This is a genomic window from Lentilactobacillus parakefiri (assembly GCF_002157585.1).
GTDB lineage: Bacteria > Bacillota > Bacilli > Lactobacillales > Lactobacillaceae > Lentilactobacillus > Lentilactobacillus parakefiri.
In genome coordinates this window covers 1-18160 of sequence record NZ_BDGB01000053.1, presented here as the reverse complement: position 1 = coordinate 18160, position 18160 = coordinate 1, and the positions used below count along the sequence as shown (strand labels likewise).

The 18160-nt window shown below is 43.6% G+C and carries 20 protein-coding genes and 2 pseudogenes; 14 read left to right on the top strand and 8 right to left on the bottom strand.

Annotated elements, in window-relative coordinates:
* Positions 1-10: 10 nt before the first annotated feature.
* The 3 genes from LPKJCM_RS13525 to spxB all read right to left on the bottom strand — a co-directional run bounded on the left by LPKJCM_RS13525 (position 11) and on the right by spxB (position 3747).
* The gene (locus LPKJCM_RS13525) at positions 11-661 is read right to left on the bottom strand and encodes a S8/S53 family peptidase (protein ID WP_225364135.1); all 651 of its coding nucleotides are present in this window, start codon (positions 659-661) and stop codon (positions 11-13) included.
* Positions 624-1847: a S53 family peptidase gene (locus LPKJCM_RS05405; RefSeq protein ID WP_225364134.1), complete on the bottom strand. Its 1224-nt coding sequence runs from the start codon at positions 1845-1847 to the stop codon at positions 624-626. Before LPKJCM_RS05405 ends, LPKJCM_RS13525 begins: the two co-directional genes overlap by 38 nt.
* A gap of 145 nt (positions 1848-1992) precedes the next feature.
* Positions 1993-3747: a pyruvate oxidase gene (gene spxB / locus LPKJCM_RS05400; RefSeq protein ID WP_057962896.1), complete on the bottom strand. Its 1755-nt coding sequence runs from the start codon at positions 3745-3747 to the stop codon at positions 1993-1995.
* A 334-nt stretch (positions 3748-4081) separates the two neighbouring features.
* Here spxB and LPKJCM_RS13520 point away from each other — a divergent pair, with 334 nt between their 5' ends.
* Positions 4082-4405 (top strand): zinc ribbon domain-containing protein, encoded by a 324-nt coding sequence (locus LPKJCM_RS13520; protein ID WP_225364133.1) that lies wholly within the window; start codon positions 4082-4084, stop codon positions 4403-4405.
* An 85-nt stretch (positions 4406-4490) separates the two neighbouring features.
* Positions 4491-4781, top strand: a complete 291-nt coding sequence (locus tag LPKJCM_RS13515) for a hypothetical protein (protein WP_225364132.1) — start codon at positions 4491-4493, stop codon at positions 4779-4781.
* Positions 4782-5073: 292 nt separating this feature from the next.
* Here the strand turns inward: LPKJCM_RS13515 and LPKJCM_RS05390 are convergent, their stop codons facing one another.
* Together LPKJCM_RS05390 and LPKJCM_RS05385 are read right to left on the bottom strand one after the other, a co-directional pair.
* On the bottom strand, positions 5074-5475 hold the full coding sequence (locus LPKJCM_RS05390) for a pyridoxamine 5'-phosphate oxidase family protein (RefSeq protein ID WP_057962895.1): 402 nt from the start codon (positions 5473-5475) through the stop codon (positions 5074-5076).
* A gap of 58 nt (positions 5476-5533) precedes the next feature.
* Entirely contained in the window at positions 5534-6094 is a 561-nt protein-coding gene (locus LPKJCM_RS05385; protein WP_225364131.1) for a VanZ family protein, read from the bottom strand.
* 192 nt (positions 6095-6286) lie between these two features.
* Here LPKJCM_RS05385 and LPKJCM_RS05380 point away from each other — a divergent pair, with 192 nt between their 5' ends.
* Complete coding sequence (locus LPKJCM_RS05380; protein WP_057962894.1) at positions 6287-6505, top strand: hypothetical protein; 219 nt, start codon at positions 6287-6289, stop codon at positions 6503-6505.
* A gap of 123 nt (positions 6506-6628) precedes the next feature.
* Positions 6629-7663 (top strand): baeRF6 domain-containing protein, encoded by a 1035-nt coding sequence (locus tag LPKJCM_RS05375; protein WP_057962893.1) that lies wholly within the window; start codon positions 6629-6631, stop codon positions 7661-7663.
* Between the two features lie 210 nt (positions 7664-7873).
* On the opposite strand, the gene LPKJCM_RS05370 is transcribed toward LPKJCM_RS05375, so the two are convergent.
* Entirely contained in the window at positions 7874-8677 is an 804-nt protein-coding gene (locus LPKJCM_RS05370; protein ID WP_174659012.1) for a DUF4931 domain-containing protein, read from the bottom strand.
* 113 nt (positions 8678-8790) lie between these two features.
* Here LPKJCM_RS05370 and LPKJCM_RS14085 point away from each other — a divergent pair.
* The 6 genes and pseudogenes from LPKJCM_RS14085 (at position 8791) to LPKJCM_RS05340 (ending at position 14494) form a co-directional block, all read left to right on the top strand.
* A pseudogene (locus LPKJCM_RS14085) lies at positions 8791-9412 on the top strand (DUF3862 domain-containing protein).
* A gap of 40 nt (positions 9413-9452) precedes the next feature.
* Positions 9453-9740 (top strand): putative quinol monooxygenase, encoded by a 288-nt coding sequence (locus LPKJCM_RS05360; protein WP_057962892.1) that lies wholly within the window; start codon positions 9453-9455, stop codon positions 9738-9740.
* Between the two features lie 253 nt (positions 9741-9993).
* Positions 9994-10419: an OsmC family protein gene (locus tag LPKJCM_RS05355; protein WP_057962891.1), complete on the top strand. Its 426-nt coding sequence runs from the start codon at positions 9994-9996 to the stop codon at positions 10417-10419.
* Positions 10420-10971: 552 nt separating this feature from the next.
* Complete coding sequence (gene ppcA, locus LPKJCM_RS05350; protein WP_057962890.1) at positions 10972-12480, top strand: phosphoenolpyruvate carboxylase; 1509 nt, start codon at positions 10972-10974, stop codon at positions 12478-12480.
* A gap of 87 nt (positions 12481-12567) precedes the next feature.
* Positions 12568-12987, top strand: coding sequence for a hypothetical protein (locus LPKJCM_RS05345; RefSeq protein WP_057962889.1), 420 nt, complete (start codon positions 12568-12570; stop codon positions 12985-12987).
* Between the two features lie 67 nt (positions 12988-13054).
* Positions 13055-14494 (top strand): C69 family dipeptidase, encoded by a 1440-nt coding sequence (locus LPKJCM_RS05340; RefSeq protein ID WP_057962888.1) that lies wholly within the window; start codon positions 13055-13057, stop codon positions 14492-14494.
* 249 nt (positions 14495-14743) lie between these two features.
* Here LPKJCM_RS05340 and LPKJCM_RS05335 read toward each other — a convergent pair whose 3' ends face one another.
* A complete protein-coding gene (locus LPKJCM_RS05335) occupies positions 14744-15202 on the bottom strand; it encodes a nitroreductase family protein (protein ID WP_057962887.1) in 459 nt (152 codons plus the stop codon).
* Positions 15203-15338: 136 nt separating this feature from the next.
* Here LPKJCM_RS05335 and LPKJCM_RS05330 point away from each other — a divergent pair, with 136 nt between their 5' ends.
* From LPKJCM_RS05330 to LPKJCM_RS05315, 4 genes are all read left to right on the top strand, one after another.
* Complete coding sequence (locus LPKJCM_RS05330; protein ID WP_057962886.1) at positions 15339-16481, top strand: NADH-dependent flavin oxidoreductase; 1143 nt, start codon at positions 15339-15341, stop codon at positions 16479-16481.
* A 124-nt stretch (positions 16482-16605) separates the two neighbouring features.
* Positions 16606-16971, top strand: a complete 366-nt coding sequence (locus tag LPKJCM_RS05325; protein ID WP_057962885.1) for a hypothetical protein — start codon at positions 16606-16608, stop codon at positions 16969-16971.
* Positions 16968-17282, top strand: coding sequence for a hypothetical protein (locus LPKJCM_RS05320; protein ID WP_057962884.1), 315 nt, complete (start codon positions 16968-16970; stop codon positions 17280-17282). Before LPKJCM_RS05325 ends, LPKJCM_RS05320 begins: the two co-directional genes overlap by 4 nt.
* Positions 17283-17297: 15 nt before the next feature.
* Positions 17298-17744, top strand: a complete 447-nt coding sequence (locus LPKJCM_RS05315) for a hypothetical protein (protein WP_057962883.1) — start codon at positions 17298-17300, stop codon at positions 17742-17744.
* A 280-nt stretch (positions 17745-18024) separates the two neighbouring features.
* Here LPKJCM_RS05315 and LPKJCM_RS12900 read toward each other — a convergent pair.
* Positions 18025-18160: pseudogene (locus LPKJCM_RS12900) on the bottom strand (IS30 family transposase); the annotation flags it as partial.

Here is an 18160-nt window from a genome sequence, read left to right as displayed (position 1 = left end):
CTCAATCTACTTAACTTTGACGATTGAACTTATTAAATAACTTCTCGAAGTTCACCGTTCCCAAACCAGTTGCCTGATTATAAAGCTTCCCTGGTTGACCAGTGTAGTAAAGGTTGTTGTTATCCTTGGCACTGTTTAAAGTGGTGAACGGCGTATCAGGTTCAACGGCAAAACGGTAAATTTGTGGGTTCCAAAAACCAACTGGCTCAGACAAACCACTATTGATCACCGCATTGGCGGCTGCCATTTGCGGAGTTGCATAGCTGGTTCCACCAGCGACCATCCATGCCTGGTGATGAACTTTGCCCAGGTTAACTGAGATAAAGGTTGCGTAGCCGGTTCGACCATCGGAGTTGGCGGAAACATCCGGAACGTTTCGACCCGATCCGGTTCCAGTATTCACTTTTGGCGATGGGTTCAACGTATAACCCCGTTTGCCGGCGTACTTCAACAAATCAATTGCTCTAAATGTGTTGACCCCTGAAATACCGATCTGGTAAGCCGGAGTTGGATTCAATTTGGCAAATCCACCACCACTGCCTTGGAATATCTGGGGTTTGGCGGACGGTGTGGAGTACGTGTCACCCCAAGCCCGTTCTTTTGTCACATCAATCTTTTGGCCTTTAATAATTCGCGTATAGGGTAATGTTGTCCCCCCCAACCTGCACAACGTAAGACGAAGTCGGAATCGTTAAATTCTGCTTCTTACTTGGTGAGTTGTACGGGCCATGGTCACCACTAGCATTAAAGATCGTGATTCCCTGCAGTGCGGCCTGCTCAAATATCAAGTTAAAGGCGTCACTGTACTGCTTGGAAGTCTCACTCAAACCAGGAACAATTAACTTGTTCATTTCATTGCCAATGTTAAAACTGGTTGATAACTGCTTGTCGTGATTGTCACTGATTGCTTGGGAAAACGCATTTAAGAAGAGAACGTCGGCTTGAGTGGCGTCATCCTTTGAAATGCCCATGTACGCATCAATATTGGCATCTGGTGCGACTGAAGCAGCTTGTTGGACATCCAGCGTTGCTTCAGTTTGTGGCATTATATTGCTAACACTATCCTGATTGGTTGTTGCCTGCTCGGTTGTATAAATTTTGTGAATCCGACTGGTATCAGTATTCATGCCATTTTGAGCTAAGTATTTCTGAACGTCGCTCATGTGAAAGTCTGACAGAACGATCAAGCCCACTCGTTGACCTTGGCCAGTTAAATTCTGTCGGTACAGTTTATCCAAGCCGTAATGATCAGCGAATTTTAACGGACCGTACTTCTTGGCAAACTGCTTGCCCGAAGCGGCATCAACGGGTTGATCGGTCTTTTCAATATGGGTTTGCGGTTGAATCACTTTCTTGGATGGCGAACTTGATTTGTAAACCGGAATGTAAATTCCCACGACAGTTGCGACCTGACTCGATAGTGATTTTGGTAAACTGGTTTTTGCGGTAAAGTTCTTCAGATTTTTGCTCGAAGGCCGTACCTTTAATGCCTTGTTAACATTATTGGGGCTCCCAGTAACCTTTAAAACAAAATTTCCGGGATAAGCCGCTGTTTTCAAGCGATATTTTTGAAAATATTTTTTGAAAGCCGATACTTTGCTGGTGGGTTGACCATACTGGTCACTGACCTCGCCCGGCGTGAGATATTTATGGTAAAAGGGCGAACTCGGATCAACCGTTTCATTAATATAATTTTGCATGGCGGATTGATTACGGGCCTTTAACACGACGCTGACGGTTGTTGGCCTGGTCTTCGCTTTCGCCGGAGCCGATTGCGTTGGACCGCGGAGAACAAAGATAACAAGTAAGCTTAAAAATAAAGCTTTAATTCGATTAAATTTACTCATATGTAATACCCCCCCTCATTTGATTTTAATTATAGTTAATCTTCCAAAAAGTTGCACCAATAAACCACTTTCGGTTAATAAAAGCCTTTGAACATCCCGGAGAAATTAATCTTCTGAATGCCCAAAGGCTCTTACTTATGATTGTTTACTGAACACCATGTTGTTTCAGAAATTCACTTAACGGAACTAAGTCCTCAGCGTAGTAACGTTTCTTGAATTCATCAATCGTCTTTTGATCGAACTTATCCGGGTCAAGGGTTAACTTTTCAACCGGAATTGGACGCTCATTGGTGATTTTGACATCAATGAGAACCGGTTTGCCCGCCTCGGTGATTTTCAAAGCCTTGTCAAACGCCGTCTTCATCTGATCAACGGTGGTTACCGTAATCCCAGTCATTCCCTGAGCCTCGGCAACTTTGGCAAAATCAGTTTGTGGCAGACTAATGCCAAACCACTCATGACTGTCATCTTCTTGCTCATCCTCAATAAACCCGAGGGCTTCATTTGAGAAGACGACGTTAATCACCGGCAGCTTGTAACCAACTTGGGTACTCAAATCCTGCATCACCATCGCTGCAGCACCATCACCAGTGAGGTTGAACACTTGACGATCAGGGTAGCTCAACTTAGCGGCAATCGAGCCAGGTAAGCCGACACCTATGGTGGCAAACAGTCCAGAAGTAATCCAAGGCTGATGCCCATTCGTCTTAAGGAGTCGAACGGCATTTTGAGTCACATCGCCAACGTCAATTGAGAAAATGGCGTCATCTTCCGCAATTCGGTTAATCTCTTTAAATGCGGGTTCGAAACGTAACTTGCCTTCTATCCGGTTCATCATATGATCGTTATAGGCGTGCCAATTGGTGACGTTATCAACGTTAGCTGCGTACCAGTCCGATGGCGCTGCAGTTTGGCCCAAATCGATGAATTTCTGTAAGGTCTTCTTCGCGTCAGCAAGAATGGCCACATCAGTCTTGTGACGCTTGCCAAGTACCTGTGGGTTATTATCAATTTGGATAAATTTAACATCCGGTTTGAACATCGCTTCTGCAAACGGATAGTTGGACCCAACAAAGAGCATTAAGTCTGTCTGCTGCAAGGCTTCATTAGCCGGTTTTGAAGCAACTCGGGCAGCTGAACCAAGTAATGATTCAAAGTCATAAGGAATGATTTCCTTCCCCAGCGCAGTAGTAATCACTGGAATCTGAAACTTCTTGGCAAAGGCCATCACTTCATCGGCAGCACCATAAGTCCCTTGACCAACATACAGAATTGGTTTCTTGGCGTGGCTGATCAGTTCTAAAGCTTGTTTAACCTGTTCATCTGAGCCGGCACCCAACTCTGATTTAGCAAAATTGGCAGCGGAACTGTAATAGCCGTCTGCTGGGATTTCCTTGTTGGCCAGATCATTGGGAATGGTCACAATGGCTGGACCGTGTTGGGCAAAGGCCCGACGAATGGCTTCATCTAAAATGTGGGGCAGGCTTTGAGCCGTCATAACGGTTCGTGCATAGACCCCGGCATCTTTGAACCATGGATTTTCATCGAATTCCTGGAAGAAGTCTTGGTTCATCAATGCTTGCGGATTTTGGCCAACAATCAAAAGAACAGGTACTTTATCGGCCATTGCGTCATAAGCCCCTTGGTACAAATGAGTGGCGCCAGGTCCGGCTGAGCCAAAGGCGACCCCGATGTGTCCGGTTAATTTCGAGTCGGCAACGGCAGCTAGGGCTCCCACTTCTTCGTGACGAACGTGAACATAAGTGATTTTGTCCTTTTCCGCATCTAATGCGTACATCAAATTATTAATGGTCCCGCCTGGGATACCATAAATATGATTAACACCCCAACTCTCAAGTGTTCGTAATGCAGCAATCCCCGAATTAATTGTCTCAGCCATAATAAAAACCTCCTCGCCAAATAAGTAACTATTTACTGATTAACATCATATTAGTTTTGGACAATCGGAAATACAATTAAAACGACTTTTTGATTGAAAGCGGTTAATCAACTATTTTAACGGGAGCCTAAAGTTATTCAATAACAACCTTTTACCTACTCGATCAAAAAAGGATTGACGCAAGGATTGCTGTTTAGGTATAGTTAAATGGCACTTTCAACAATTAGGTGGGCGTTCTTTTACACTCAGAAACATCTAGTCATGCTTCTGAGTTATTTTTTGTCCAAAACTGATGACAAAAAAAGCTGAATACATAATTAGTGGGGGAATTATCATGAATCAAGAAACAAAGTTCTGTTTGAGTTGTGGCAAAGAAATTCCGATTGCTTCAGATTACTGCCCATACTGTGGCAAAAAGCAAGTCAGCTTAGAAAAGCAACAGTTACACACTTCAAAGCAACCGAAGACGATTGCCAGAGCTGAAAGGCACCTTTGGTACAAAAACTGGATGGTTTGGGCCATTATCACATTAGGGGTTGGCCTAGTAACCTGCATTGCGTTATTGAGTAACGCGAGAACAACGGTTGTGATGCAACCTGCAGCAAGCTCAAGGGCTAGTACCAGCGATGCAATAGCTAAGAAAAAAAGATCCAAATGAAATCTCATCAGATTCACTGACACATCCCTCTAAGGTAGGACAGTGGAAAGAAAGTCCAATTCTTGGGAAAGCAACTTTAATCGGATTGGGAGTAAAACCAAACACCACCATTAAGAATGGACCACTCTCCATTAAATTCAAACACGCAGAAGTCGACAAAATTCATGCAAATACCGAAGAACAGCTTGATCAGGCCCTGACTTCATTTAACAAAGATAGTATGTCTAAAGACTACACTCGGATGAAAATTGAGTACACCGTCACAAATCATTCCGCCAAACCAGTTGATTTTGGTGGAATAAAGCAAATCATATTTTCTAATGGGTATCAAATCAACTACGACGATGATGCAATGGCAGATACCGGTTCTACATAAGAGCTAGCACCAAATGCCAAGCGAGTAGAATACGATTTGGTATTATTATCTAAATCAACCACGACATTAACACCCAAGAGTATCAAAATTATCACCGACGAATCCGATGATTCAAAATCTTTAGACTCGGTTTCTGATGGATCCAGTTTCTCGGAAAGCATTAGTTATCAAGCCTGATTTATAATGCACACTATCAATATTTGACAAAATAGCAACCACTAAGGATGTCTAAATCATCCTTAATGGTTGCTATTTAGTAATTGCAAATTTAAAATTAGGTTTTGTTGCACACTTATTCTTCAAATATCTTCCCAGCCTTAGGACCAGGATCCAAAGCCCAAATTTTTTCAATCGTGATGATGCCGGCTCCCTTTGGAACTGGGAACTTAACTTCAGCCCATTTGGCAGCTTGATCGTAATAGTCCCCATCGGTGTACAGTTTTGCGGTGCCGCCAAACCGGAAGCCCTTTAACGCCTTGGCATTAGCAACCGCTACAATTGCCTTACCATTGTCATTAATGTTGGCTTGAGTTTGGCCACCAGTCATTTCGTTATAAATCAAATGTTCATCGTCCAAAACCCGCATGGAAATCTTAGGGCCAACATCTGGATTACCATCTGCATCCACAGTTGAAATATACGATAATTCTCCGGCAATCATGTCCTTCATTGCCTGATTTAATTTAGCCATCATAACATCTCCCCTTCAATAAAAGTACGTTTATTTTAGTGCTTGTTTATTCAAAGGGCAATCATTTACCCTTTTGGTGTGAAAGCGTTGTGATGACAAAATGACTAAATGCTTTCGCCAAGAAGGTTTTCATTAAGGCCTTCCACACGAGCCAGCCGATAATCACCCCCAGTGTATTGGTCAAGACATCATTGATATCAACCCATCTGGATAGGCCAACCGCCAAATCAAGAATCAACTGAAGGCCCTCAATTGTGACGCTGACTGCTAAACCGCTGACGAGAATTTGTCTGAAGTGAAACTTCGACAGCAGTAATCCCAAATAAACACCCATCGGCATCATCATTGCGACATTCTGATAGAAGTCAGCCGTGGTGCTCCAGAATGGCACCAGATTAATGGGTGCCGACCCAATCATCAAGGGCGATACGGTCTGTGGTCCAACAAATGCATAAGACGTTGGCGCCAGGGTCAAATAGCTGACCACCAGGACATAGATCACTGCAGAAACGATCGTGATCAGCTGATACAAGGACAGGCGTCTCAAGTTGCCGGATTGCATTTTCAGCCAAACCACTAAGCCTGTAATATTTAACAGGTACGGAAGCCATTTAATCATCATTATCACCTTTCTTTCACGTTGTTTTTAAACGACCTTCATTTGTTAAAGTCATTCTAGAAAGGTGCAGTTAATTGAAACTTAAATCTTAAGCAATCATCATCACCTTAAGACAAACGTAATGATCAGCATAGAGTTGCGATTCACTGCTCCCCATGCTATCTTTACCAATATCATTAATTTTGGAGGCACTTGATGGACATCATCTTAGCAGTTATCTGGATTCTACTTGCAACAGCAGTGTTTACGATCGTTGTTGGCGCATTTTACCTCATCTACAAAAACGCTCGGGGAGAACCCGCGCCTTATAAATGGCGGCATCTTTTCGTCGCACTTGCCGTTTTGAGCCTGCTATTTACATTATTTGGCGGCTTCATTTCAATTATTAGTCACTTACAATATGGAACACCCTGATGAAGGGTGTTTGTAATTTGCAAGCGCTTCACGGGACTTCCCCAGTTGAATTTGATATAATAGAAGTAAGTTATATAAATAAACAGTTATAGCTAATATAAACGTTGAAGGAGTGTCCGACTTATGGCAAATATTATTTCTGTTTCAGATTTGGCGAAGTTACCTGAATTACAAGCACCAGTGATTACTTTAAATCTTAACTTGCGTAAGCTGTCTTTTGACCAAAGTGAACAACTCCGGGTTAAGAACATGCTTAATAAAATTCAAAAAGAAATCGGCACGGGGATTAACCCATTTATTGCCGACGTTAACGATCTCAGGCGTGCGCAGCTGCCCTACGAGGGAATGACCGTGATTGCTGATCACCTTGGTAAAAATGTTTACCATTTGATCAGAACCAGTGTTGACGAACCGGATTATCGGATTGAGGATACCATTGACTTCCTGTTGTTGCTCAGCGAAGCCCCTAATCTTGATTACACATTAATCGAATTGAACCGTGATAACAGTCAGCTTTACCAGCTTGCCAACAAACGCGTCGCCCCACTTAATGTCAAGGACTTTCCTGCCACGGTGAAAGAAGCGTTGGGAGAAGAATTACGTGGCGGTGAACTGAACCTTAGCGCCCGTGGCGGCAATGCCCAATACCATGGTCATAATGAAACCACTCAAGAAAAGAAAATTGACCAGGAACGTTATTACCGAGTCATCATGGACTTTCTGAAGAGCAACCAAGAATTGGCAGGACATCAATTCGTCTTGATGGGTCTTTCTCAAAATATCAACTTATTTAAGAAGGTTAATAATGGGGTGCAATTAGCCGACTTTGAGGTGGATCAGTCGGTTCAAAATGACACCCCAACTGAGATCGCTGAATTGGTAAACACCGTCATTGAGACCCACAACCAACAGAACACAGCCGAAGCCATCACTAAGACATTTAAGGATCAACTATTCACCGACTTTCAAAATATTGAAAATCTGTTAAAGTCCGGGGAGATTCGTCACCTGTTCGTTGCCTCACGCAATGAAATCAAGGCGGCTGATCCCAAGGTTTACACTGAAATCAATCAAATGATTAAACAGGCATTAGCACGGGATACAAGCGTCACCGTGATTAACGATGACCCTTCAGTTCCTTTGATTAGTGCGGTTTAACAACAGAGTGGGACTTAAAGCGGTTAGTTTCCAGAATATAAGCCAGCAACCCCAATATCCCGAATTTGGATATTGGGGTTGCTGGCTTATATGGCCGGAAACTGCTTTAAGTCCCACGTTTTTGCAAGATAATATTCGAAGTGATGAAGGACGGGTGAGACGATAAATATTTTTGTCTCACCCTTTTACATATATGAGCGCCATACCTTTTCAAAGCCGCTCCCGGATATCGGCCACAATTTTTTCCAAACGGGCGTCGTTTTGTACCTGAGCAATTTTGTATCCAACAAAGTATGGCGAGGTGGCATAACGTGGCACGACTTTGCAGTAAAATTTATCGGCCATTTCATAGAAAAACAAGTTATATGATGATAGTCGACCACCCATATAATCATTCAAGAGATATTTAACAATTACCCGTACTGCATCGGCCAAATCGTTGATGTGCCCCACCCCATCAATTGCGATATTAATTTCCACAAACCCGATAATCGGTCGGGTGGACAATGTAATTTCACAATGATCATCATCGATTACCTCAACGCCGGTAAAGTTGTTGATGTCGACATTTTCATAGACATCGTAATCGTTGAGACCCACAATTTGAAAATGCGGGTGGCGCAAACTACCTCCAGACAGAGGCCCATAATTTTTGTACATAATCGTACTTTGATATTTGTTTGAAATAATCATTTGATGCCAGCACTTAAAAGCAAATGCAAATACCTCACGATTCTGTTCAACGGAATACGTCGATGGCCCACCAAGATGATCACTGGATTCAATGACAACGGTCTGAAGTGTATCTTCAAGGGTTCGAAATTTATTGACCAGCCAAATTCGATCTTGATCTTGGGCAAGGATATTCGTTAAATGGTCAACATCACAAAACGGACAGTACCCTTGAGGATGCCGAATATTTTCTGGCTTCCCTTTGGCAGCTTGATAATCAAATACTAACGGTTGATTTGCCAATTCGTTCACCTGACTTCCCTGAAAACTTTGTATGTCCATTATATTCGAAAAGTCAACGAGACGGTTAAAAAATCCACGACTAACAAAACAAATAAGTATATAATATTGTCAATTCAATCAACACTTAAGGATATATCGTCAGGGGGCATTCTATGGGAAAATCAACTACTGTGACAATCGCATTAATGAGCACGTTGTTACTATCAGCGTGTGGTAATTCCAATTCGGCTAAGAAGCAGGTCGACCATCATTTCGACAGTCAGAAAACCGCCGCTGAATATAAGCACGATCGAGAAGCCGAAGGGGTCAATCTAGCCAATTTCAATCGAATTAACATCGGCGATATTACTGATGCTGCCTATGGCTCTTCAGAAGACCAGGTACTTAAGCTCTTTGGGACGCCTTCTAACGTTAAGTCGGTCGCCGTCAACGGTGTCGACCCAATATAGCTGGAAAGATGTTTCTGCTACCTTCCCCGTTGCCAAAGTCAAGGTTCAGTTCCTAAACCACAAAGCGGTTGGAAAATCATATACCCCAGACGCCAAGCGCAAGCAGCGAATCATCCCCAAGTCAAAGATTGACAAATTAGGTCTTGGAACTACATATCAAGCTGCGGTAAACGCCCTGGGGACACCAAACGGGCAGTCGATTATCGGCCAGGGACCAATGTCAGCCAAATACTTACTCTACGTCACTGACAAAAACGGAACGGCTTATGATCTGACATTTACAGATGATAAATTAAACAATCACTTCAAAACTTCGATATACTAGGGGTGTACATTTGCAAACAACCTAATAGGAGGCTACAAAGATGAAAGTCATCAACGTTGAATTGTCAGTTAAACCAGGGATGCAATCGGATTATGAAGCATTTATCGATGAGTTGGTCACCGGTTCACGAGGCGAAGCAGGAAACGTCAGCTATGATCATTTCAAAAAACTGCATAGTGACACGGATTACGAAATTATTGAACATTGGCAGGACGATAAAGCCGTTGAATTTCATAACAACACACCCCACTTTCAGAAATTTTTAGCAGGCGTCGGCGACTTTTTGACCAAAGATCCCGTCATCATTCGAATGGACTATAACGAATAATTGAGTCGCGTCGCGGCGGGGACAAAAATCATTGTCGTCTCACCTGTCCTTTTTGTTTTTAAATATTACCTTGCGGAAACGTGGGACATCAAGCAGCTTCCGGCCATATAAGTGGGCAATCCAAATATCCAAGCCCTGGATATTCGGATTGCCCACTTATATTCTGGAAGCTAACCGCTTGATGCCCCACTCTTTTAATTTCACTGAAAGCGCTTATAATAAAGGCAAAAGAAATGTAGGAGGTCTTACCAGAATGCAAGACGAAAGATGGACTAACCCATTGTATCAAACCGAAGCTGTTAACGATGAAGGTCTAAACGGCCACGCTTATGTACCTGATGGCATCAAAGTTGAAACCAGCAGCCCGCTGAATTCAAAACCCGGCACTAACCCGGAGCAACTACTGGGGATGTCTTTGGCCACCTGCCTGGAAGCAACCCTTCAAGCAGTCGAAAGAGAACACGGCGTCCCCCATACCGCTGAAGTCCACGTCAAAGTGGCTTACATTGGCGAACGGGCCGAGTACCAATTCTTAGTTCACGCTCAAATCATGGTCAAAGGTGTTGACTTTGAAACCGCAGATCAATTTGCACAAGAAGCTGAAAATCGTTGTCCAGTTTCAAAATTACTCAAGAACAGCGGCAACTACACTGCCGAAACAGTTACGAGCTTTGACTAACTTAAGGAGCTGGGGCAAAAATTTTTAGCGTCTCACCCGTACTTCATCATTTAAAATATTCCATAGCAGAAACGTGGGAATTAAAGCAGTTTTCGGCCATATAAGCAAGTGATCCAAATATCAAAGCCCGTGATATTTGGATTACTTGCTTATATTCTGGAAACTAACCGCTTTAAGTCCCACTGTATCAGCTCCACTGCTACTTTGCCGAAACGTGCAGCAATCGGCTGATCCCGGCCATGTAAGGCAATTCAGTAATCATTCCAAACCCGGGAATAATCACTGAATTGCCTTACATTCTGGGATCAAAACGCCTCTTGCTCCACTCTTGGAATAATGTTCTTAATCTGCCTTAAAAAGCTGGTAAAGTTGCCCAATAAGCTGTAATATTTAGTTGAAATAATTAATTAACTGTTTGAATTATTCATGAATATTCGGATATTTAATTGTTTTATGAATTTGCACCATTTGTTAATATTATTTTCATGTTCACATTTTTTCCTGTATAATCATTCTAAATGAACTTAATCAAATCTCAGGAGGCTTTCTTTTATGGATAGAAAAATCCCTAATATTATGGGTACTCAACATCCAGATAACGCAGGAGTTCCATTCTTCAAACACAACGACAATGCATTTGTTTCTGCATTTCGTGAAATTGATGAAGCTTACCAAAACTTTTCCAAACTCGACGCCGATGAATATATGTGGGACTGGGAAGGCAAACACGCCGATGCATCTGTTATCGACCGGTTGTACTCCGAGCACTATGAATATTTCCAAAAGCATCCCCTTGGCAAAGATAAGTTCCTCACTTTCCGACTGCCAAACATTTGGGAAGAAAAAGGTTACAGTTTAATGCAGGCAATGACCACTATCTTGTCAGCTGAAGACTTTGCTTATGATTTGGAATTCAAGGAACGACCGTTATTCGAAGCTATCTTGCCGATGACCCAGTCAGCCGACCAGTTAATTTCGATGGAAGATAAGTTTGCCAGTCTTTCCCATTACAAGTCAACTGAATTCAATACTGGGCACAAAGATTCTGATACCCTACAAATGATTCCATTATTCGAAGGATTCGAATCGCAATTGCACGCCCCACAAATTCTGAAAAAATACCTTGAAATGTATAAGAAGCATTTTGGCCGTGAATTAAGTTACATGCGGGTCTTCTTGGCGGGATCAGATTCCGCTCTTTCAAATGGTTTCTTAAACAGTATCATCGGGAATAAATTAGCCCTGACTGGCCTGGCCGAATTTGAACAGGAAAGCGGACTTCCCATCTATCCAATTGCCGGAACAGGAAGCACAATCTTCCGTGGCGGCTTATCACCAATGATGATTGACCGTTACCTTGAAGAATTCCCCGGTTTGAAGACGGCAACCATTCAGTCGGCTTTTCGTTACGATTACCCACTGGATGTTGTGGAACCGGCAATCATCAAATTGCGTGATGGCCTTCAAAAGAGCAAATTTGAAATCATCGATCATGACGATCAAGCCACTCTTTTGGAAATTGCTAAAAAAGCCGCTGCCGAGTATCACGAAACTTTGGATCCGTTGATTAACGATTTGCAGCCGGTATTTGATGCCTTTCCAAAACGCCGGGACCGTCACCAACACGTTGGAATCATTGGTTACTCACGTGACGTTGATGGCTACAAGATGCCTCGTGCGATCACATTTACCGGTGCACTTTATTCAGTTGGCGTACCACCGGAATTTCTTGGAACTGGCCGTATCTTGAACAAGCTGAGCGACAAAGAACTCAACACCTTAATGCAGTATTATCCAAACATCAAGCATGACTATGCCCACGTTGCCAAGTACTTCAGTAAGGACGCTTTGTCTGCTCTTCAAGCAAAGAATCCTGCCTGGAAAGCAGTTGATGAAGATATCGAAGCTGTAGAACGACTGTTTGACATCAAGGCCGGTCCACAAACGCCAGAACAGGAAAAGCATGCCCAATTAGCCGCTGATCTGGTTAAGATTTCCGATAAAGAAACTAAGACCACCTTAATCAGCCGTCAGGCAGTTTTGCGTAAATTCTTAGGATAATCACTAAAATTCCAGCGAGTCAGCTGGAATTTTTTTAACCAGACTTTTATACTAAAATTAGTTGAATTTTTGGAAGGAGATTTTTTGATGTTTAAGAAAAGTATCTTATTGGCGGTAACCGCACTAAGCTTTGGCGGTTTCGTCTCTATCACTCAGGCTCCCGTTTCAAACGCTGCTTCAATGCCTGGATCTTTGAGTTATCACAAGGCAAATTTTAACGCCAAGATCGGGACTAACTATCAGCCGTTCAAATTAACCAGCCATGTGCCCAACAGCAATTACAAACAAATTAAAACCACATCTTGGAAAAAGAGTGGTTTAAAGGCCGGCACCAAGATCCATGTTGATTTGTATGCCAGCCAAGGCCTGCAGTTCAACTGGTATCGAATTACAAAATTCTCAGCCAAGAAAGTCACTAAACACGCCAAGGTTCAAAAGTATTGGATTTACGGCCAAGCGCTGAACCTTCCAAAATCAGTCACCAATCAGTTGGCTCTAAGCTATTAAGATGCAACCTGTACCAACACCGCTTCTTAATCGATCCGATGTATTAAATTGAGAAGGAATGATTTGATTGAGTAAATTTCAAACGATTTCTAGCTGTACGGCTTTTTTAGCTGGAAAGAATGCTACAACTGACGGTTCAACAATGATTGCCAGAAACGAAGATGCCGGCGGTGGCGTTAATGCCAAGCGCTTTGTGGTCGTTAACCCGGCCGATCAGCCCAGCGAATACGTTTCGACCTTCAACCAATTTCGGGTCAAGCTTCCGGAAAATCCGCTTCGCTACACCGAAACGCCCAACGCTGACGTTAGCGATGGCCTTTGGGGTGAATCTGGGATTAACACCGCTAATGTTGCCATGAGTTCAACGGAAACCGAATTTACCAATACGACCATGCTGGGATTAGACCCATTAGTTCCTGATGGCATCGGTGAAGAGGCGATGCTGACGTGTGTGCTCCCTTACATTCACAATGCTCGTGAAGGCGTTAAACGCCTGGGAGATTTGGTCACCAAATTCGGGACGTGTGAAAGTAACGGGATTGCCTTTTCAGATTCCGATGAAGTCTGGTATTTTGAAACAGTTGGCGGCCATCACTGGGCAGCCGAACGAATTCCAGATGACGCCTATGCGGTTGCCCCTAACCAAACTGGCATTCAAGAAATCAACTTTGATGACCCCGACCACTACATGTACAGCAATGATTTAAAACTATTTGCCGATAAATATCACTTGAACAAGGCGCGTTCCGGTTTTAACTTCCGTGATATTTTTGGTGAGGACGTTGTCGCCGATCACTACTACAATACCCCGCGGGTTTGGTACGGTCAGAAATTGTTTAACCCGGAAATCCAGCAGGATCCGGAAAGCCGGACAATGCCATTTACCCGGGTTGCCGATCATTTGATTTCAGTCGAAGACATTGCCTTCTTCTTGAGCAGTCACTATCAAGGCACCGATTTTGACCCCTATGGGAAAACTGGTACGGAAGAATCACGGTTGCGCTACCGGCCAATCGGTATGAACCGAAACCAGGAAATGCACATCTTGCAAATTCGTCCTGACTTCCCAGCCGAACACGCGGCTATTCATTGGCTGGCTGAAGGAGTCAACGAGTTCAACGCCCCGGTACCTTTCTTTGCCAACTGCACCGATACACCTGATAACTTCAAGCACACGCCGTTGCGAACCACGACGGAGAGCTTCTATTGGCTGAATAAGTTAGTCGCGATGTTGGCAGATCCGTTCTTTGCCGAGCATGATCTTGACGCAATGACCGCGGTTTCTGAAAGCCGCAAATTCGGTTTTGCCAACGGCCGGGCCGCAGTGGCTACCGCAGATGCTGAATTTAAGAATATTGCAACAGATAAATTGCCTGAATGGCATAATCAGGTCAATGACAAGATTGCTCATGCCATTACCGAGAATGTGAAGGATTTGCTGCATCAGTTGCTATTGTTGCGGGCCGAGAAGATGGTTCCAACATTTGAAAAGGGTGGAGAATTGTAAACGGCTCACCAACAACAATTAGATCTATAAAAAATAGTCATCTTAACTGTTAAATCAAAAAAATGGCGTTTGGACAAAACTGATTATTTTGTCCAAGCGCCATTCGTACTTTAAAGATTAACTGGCCAAATAGTGATCCATTAAGCAGCATCCGGTCGTATAAGGGGCTTATCCAAATATCCCCACCCAGGATATTTGAATAAGCCCCTTATATTCTAGAAACTAACCGCTTATTGGATCACACTCTTTTTATTTAACCGTATTCGTCTTAATCCGATCCAACGGAATCTCCCGCGGTGCAAACGTATCGCTGGTCTGACCCAGAGTCAACGCAAAAGCCGGCTTAAAGCCATCCGGGATGACCTCACTCGGAATCGATCCCAGACTAGCCATATTATAATTGGCACCTAGTCCCTGATCTTCAGCGGCCAATTCCATGTTGTGAACGATCGCTCCGGCAGAAATCTCGTCAGCAGGACTATCTTCCTTGACTGAAACGACAACCACCGTTGGGGCCTCATAGATACCAGTCATCTTTGACAAAACAAACGGATCTTGAATCACCGTTAATCGATAATCATCATAGCGCCCCATCCCGACTGGACTGGCGTTAGCTACAACCAAAATTTCGTGCAGCTGATCATCAGATACTTGACCCGAATACTCCCTAATTGCTTTACGTGACTGAATCATTTTCAATGTTTCCATCAATTACCACTCCTCAAATTTTATCTTCAATTCCATTGTAACCGCTTTTTTAGGAAAATAAACCAATCAATTTCACCTGAAACATTTAGGCTTATTTGGTACACTCAAGGTATTAATCATTATCAGGAGGCTTCTTATGACAAATTACAACTTCTTACAACCAACACAATTAAGAAACGGCGTCACCATTAAAAATCGCATTGCAATGTCGCCAATGACCGAAATGTCCAGTTTTGAAGACGGTTCGATTACTGGAGACGAAATTGACTACTTCCGACTGCGTGCCGGCGGGCCTGGCATGATTATTACCGGCTGCGCCAACGTCAATGATTTGGGCAAAGGCTTCGAAGGCGAACTCAGCGTGGCTCACGAAAAGATGCTGCCAGGATTATCACGGCTTGCCAACGCCATCAAACTTAATCATACCAAAGCAATTCTTCAAATCTTCAGTGCCGGGAGAATGAGTAACTCACGGGTACTTCGCGGACATCAAACCGTTTCTGCCAGCGCCGTTGCTCCTGAACGTTTGGGAGCTGAAACACCACGGGCACTTTCGGGTGAAGAAATTGAACAGACCATTTCCGACTTCGCCAACGCCACTCAACTGGCCATCGACGCTGGTTTCGATGGCATCGAACTCCACGGTGCCAATACCTATCTAATTCAACAATTCTTCAGCCCCCATTCTAACCGCAGAACGGATCACTGGGGCGGCTCCTTGGAAAAGCGGATGAACTTCCCCTTGGCGGTTGTTGATGCTTGCGCAGAAGTCATCAAGCATTCTGATAACCCACATTTTATCCTGGGCTACCGGATTTCACCGGAGGAACTCGAAAAACCTGGTATCAGAATGGCCGACACCCTGGCCTTGGTGAAAGAACTCAATCAAAAGCCAATTGATTATCTGCACATGTCATTGGCAGATGCCTGGCAGGGATCGATTGTCGATCGCAACGACCAGCAGCCACTGATCGAAAAAGTCCAGGAAGTACTCGCAGATGATTTACCACTGATGGTAGTCGGGCATTTGGCATCCCCTGCCCAAGTTGCCAAGTTGATTGACGCCGGCGTTCAATTTGCCGCCATGGGCCGTGAGTTAATTCGCGAGCCCAAGTGGGTCCAAAAAGTTGAAGCCGGTGATGAAAAGGCAATTCGTTATACCTTCTCATTACGGGATTTAGACGAATTAAAGGTGACCCCACCCCTGCTTAATTTCTTACGGACCGCCTTTAAAAAGGGCTTTCCGATTTCGACGGATGAGAGGCAAATTCGAATTTAGAACTGTAACATTTTCCCAATCCCAAGGCTGGCAGTCATTTCAGCCTGGGGATTTATTTTTCTCACTTGTTCCCCTTGACGTTTAGAACGTACGTTCGTATATTAAACGTATGGGGGTGTTCAACATGATTCGAGACGTTCCACGTGACCAATGGCTCTACAACGACCGCGGCATGGTGAAGTGGCTGGGTTACTTTTTGAGTGACCATACCCAGGATATGGCTGACAAAAAAGTCGACGAAGTCCCGACTCACCGACTGCCGGAACAAGATCCGGAAGTCATCGACCGCGTTTTGCAGGATAGTTGGCAGAATTCCAAACAAATTACACTTCAATTAAATGATGACGGCTACTTAAACGTTTATAATATAAGTGGTATTGTGATTGGCACCAACGATCATTTTATCTATCTTCAAACTAATAAAATGGTTACAATCAATGTGAACGATATTCGCCACGCCAAACTCAAAGAAGGAAGTCAATCAATTTGAAACAGACCATGAGTGTTCCCTGCACCAATAATGAAATTACGATTATGGTTGATTCGATCAACTACCAGTACCTGGCACTGCGGCGGGCATCACTTGATGTTGCCCCACTTGACCAGGTGAACGTCACACTAACTAACGAGGACGTTGACGGTCATGCCTACTATGAAGTTGCCGGCTTTAGCGTCGCCAAAAAAGCTCAAGTGGAATCCGCTGTCCTGGTTCCAGGAGATTATTTGGTCTATCGCGCGATTCCAGGCAGCGAGCCCAGCATGGTGATCCAATTGGTTAACAAATTTGACCAAGCAAAATAATCGGAGATGACAGTCATGAAGAAAAGTAGACAACTGATCATAACGGTAATGGCCTCACTTGGCTTTCTGGGAGCAGCCACGGCCCCGACGCAAGCAGCAACCTGGCACAAAGGAACGCCAACAACGCTGCGCGGCCACTGGAAGGACAAAACCATTAACATTGGTCAATACTTTGGTATGAAGAAATTTTATAGTTACGAGTCTGTTCGGGTTCGCAAAAACAGTGTGGATGCCTACTTGACACAGTCGGCGGGTTGGCACATTACCGATACAAAATGGAAAGCGGTCGGTAAAAATGCGGACACCATCGTTGGCAGAAACGAACTAAACAAGCTGCATCAAGCCAGATTTACATTTAAGCAAGTGGGACACGGATATGTTCACGTCTATTATGATGGCACTAATATTGCTGACGAAACTCCGTTTTCACCGAACTTTTATCGGGTCTCTAAGAAAGCTTAATAAGATTGATGTAACCAATGTGTGCTTGATATAATAAATCATATTTAGGTAATCAGAAAAGAGGTTGTAATAATTGGAAAATGATAGATACGTGGAGTTACACCAACTTCCGAAGGTTACAAATAAATCAAAACTGTATTGCGCCCTTCCTGGAGAACAACAGATATATTATGGTCATGCAGTCTTCAATGATAAGGAACTATTCAAAGTCATTCAGGTTAGAAAAGGACATATTCGAAAAAAAGATTTAACATATGTATTAATGTGGTAGATTGCAAATTTAATCCGAATTTTTGGACAAATTTGTCAGCATAACCTGATACGGTGTTTGCCAGTCGAGTATTTTAAGCGGTCGCTGGTTAATTTGGAGTAACGTCGTCGTTAAATCTTGAGCACTAATGTGCTCAAAACGAGTC

Excerpts from the sequence above, each read along its gene's own strand:
- LPKJCM_RS13520 (WP_225364133.1), top strand. The coding sequence starts at position 4,082 with ATGAATCAAGAAACAAAGTTCTGTTTGAGTTGTGGCAAAGAAATTCCG.
- LPKJCM_RS05405 (WP_225364134.1), bottom strand. The coding sequence starts at position 1,847 with ATGAGTAAATTTAATCGAATTAAAGCTTTATTTTTAAGCTTACTTGTT.
- LPKJCM_RS05360 (WP_057962892.1), top strand. The coding sequence starts at position 9,453 with ATGAAAGTCATCAACGTTGAATTGTCAGTTAAACCAGGGATGCAATCG.
- LPKJCM_RS05385 (WP_225364131.1), bottom strand. The coding sequence starts at position 6,094 with ATGATGATTAAATGGCTTCCGTACCTGTTAAATATTACAGGCTTAGTG.
- LPKJCM_RS05330 (WP_057962886.1), top strand. The coding sequence starts at position 15,339 with ATGACAAATTACAACTTCTTACAACCAACACAATTAAGAAACGGCGTC.
- LPKJCM_RS05355 (WP_057962891.1), top strand. The coding sequence starts at position 9,994 with ATGCAAGACGAAAGATGGACTAACCCATTGTATCAAACCGAAGCTGTT.
- LPKJCM_RS05390 (WP_057962895.1), bottom strand. The coding sequence starts at position 5,475 with ATGATGGCTAAATTAAATCAGGCAATGAAGGACATGATTGCCGGAGAA.
- ppcA (WP_057962890.1), top strand. The coding sequence starts at position 10,972 with ATGGATAGAAAAATCCCTAATATTATGGGTACTCAACATCCAGATAAC.
- LPKJCM_RS05315 (WP_057962883.1), top strand. The coding sequence starts at position 17,298 with ATGAAGAAAAGTAGACAACTGATCATAACGGTAATGGCCTCACTTGGC.
- LPKJCM_RS05375 (WP_057962893.1), top strand. The coding sequence starts at position 6,629 with ATGGCAAATATTATTTCTGTTTCAGATTTGGCGAAGTTACCTGAATTA.
- LPKJCM_RS05380 (WP_057962894.1), top strand. The coding sequence starts at position 6,287 with ATGGACATCATCTTAGCAGTTATCTGGATTCTACTTGCAACAGCAGTG.
- LPKJCM_RS05345 (WP_057962889.1), top strand. The coding sequence starts at position 12,568 with ATGTTTAAGAAAAGTATCTTATTGGCGGTAACCGCACTAAGCTTTGGC.
- spxB (WP_057962896.1), bottom strand. The coding sequence starts at position 3,747 with ATGGCTGAGACAATTAATTCGGGGATTGCTGCATTACGAACACTTGAG.
- LPKJCM_RS05325 (WP_057962885.1), top strand. The coding sequence starts at position 16,606 with ATGATTCGAGACGTTCCACGTGACCAATGGCTCTACAACGACCGCGGC.
- LPKJCM_RS05335 (WP_057962887.1), bottom strand. The coding sequence starts at position 15,202 with ATGGAAACATTGAAAATGATTCAGTCACGTAAAGCAATTAGGGAGTAT.
- LPKJCM_RS05370 (WP_174659012.1), bottom strand. The coding sequence starts at position 8,677 with ATGGACATACAAAGTTTTCAGGGAAGTCAGGTGAACGAATTGGCAAAT.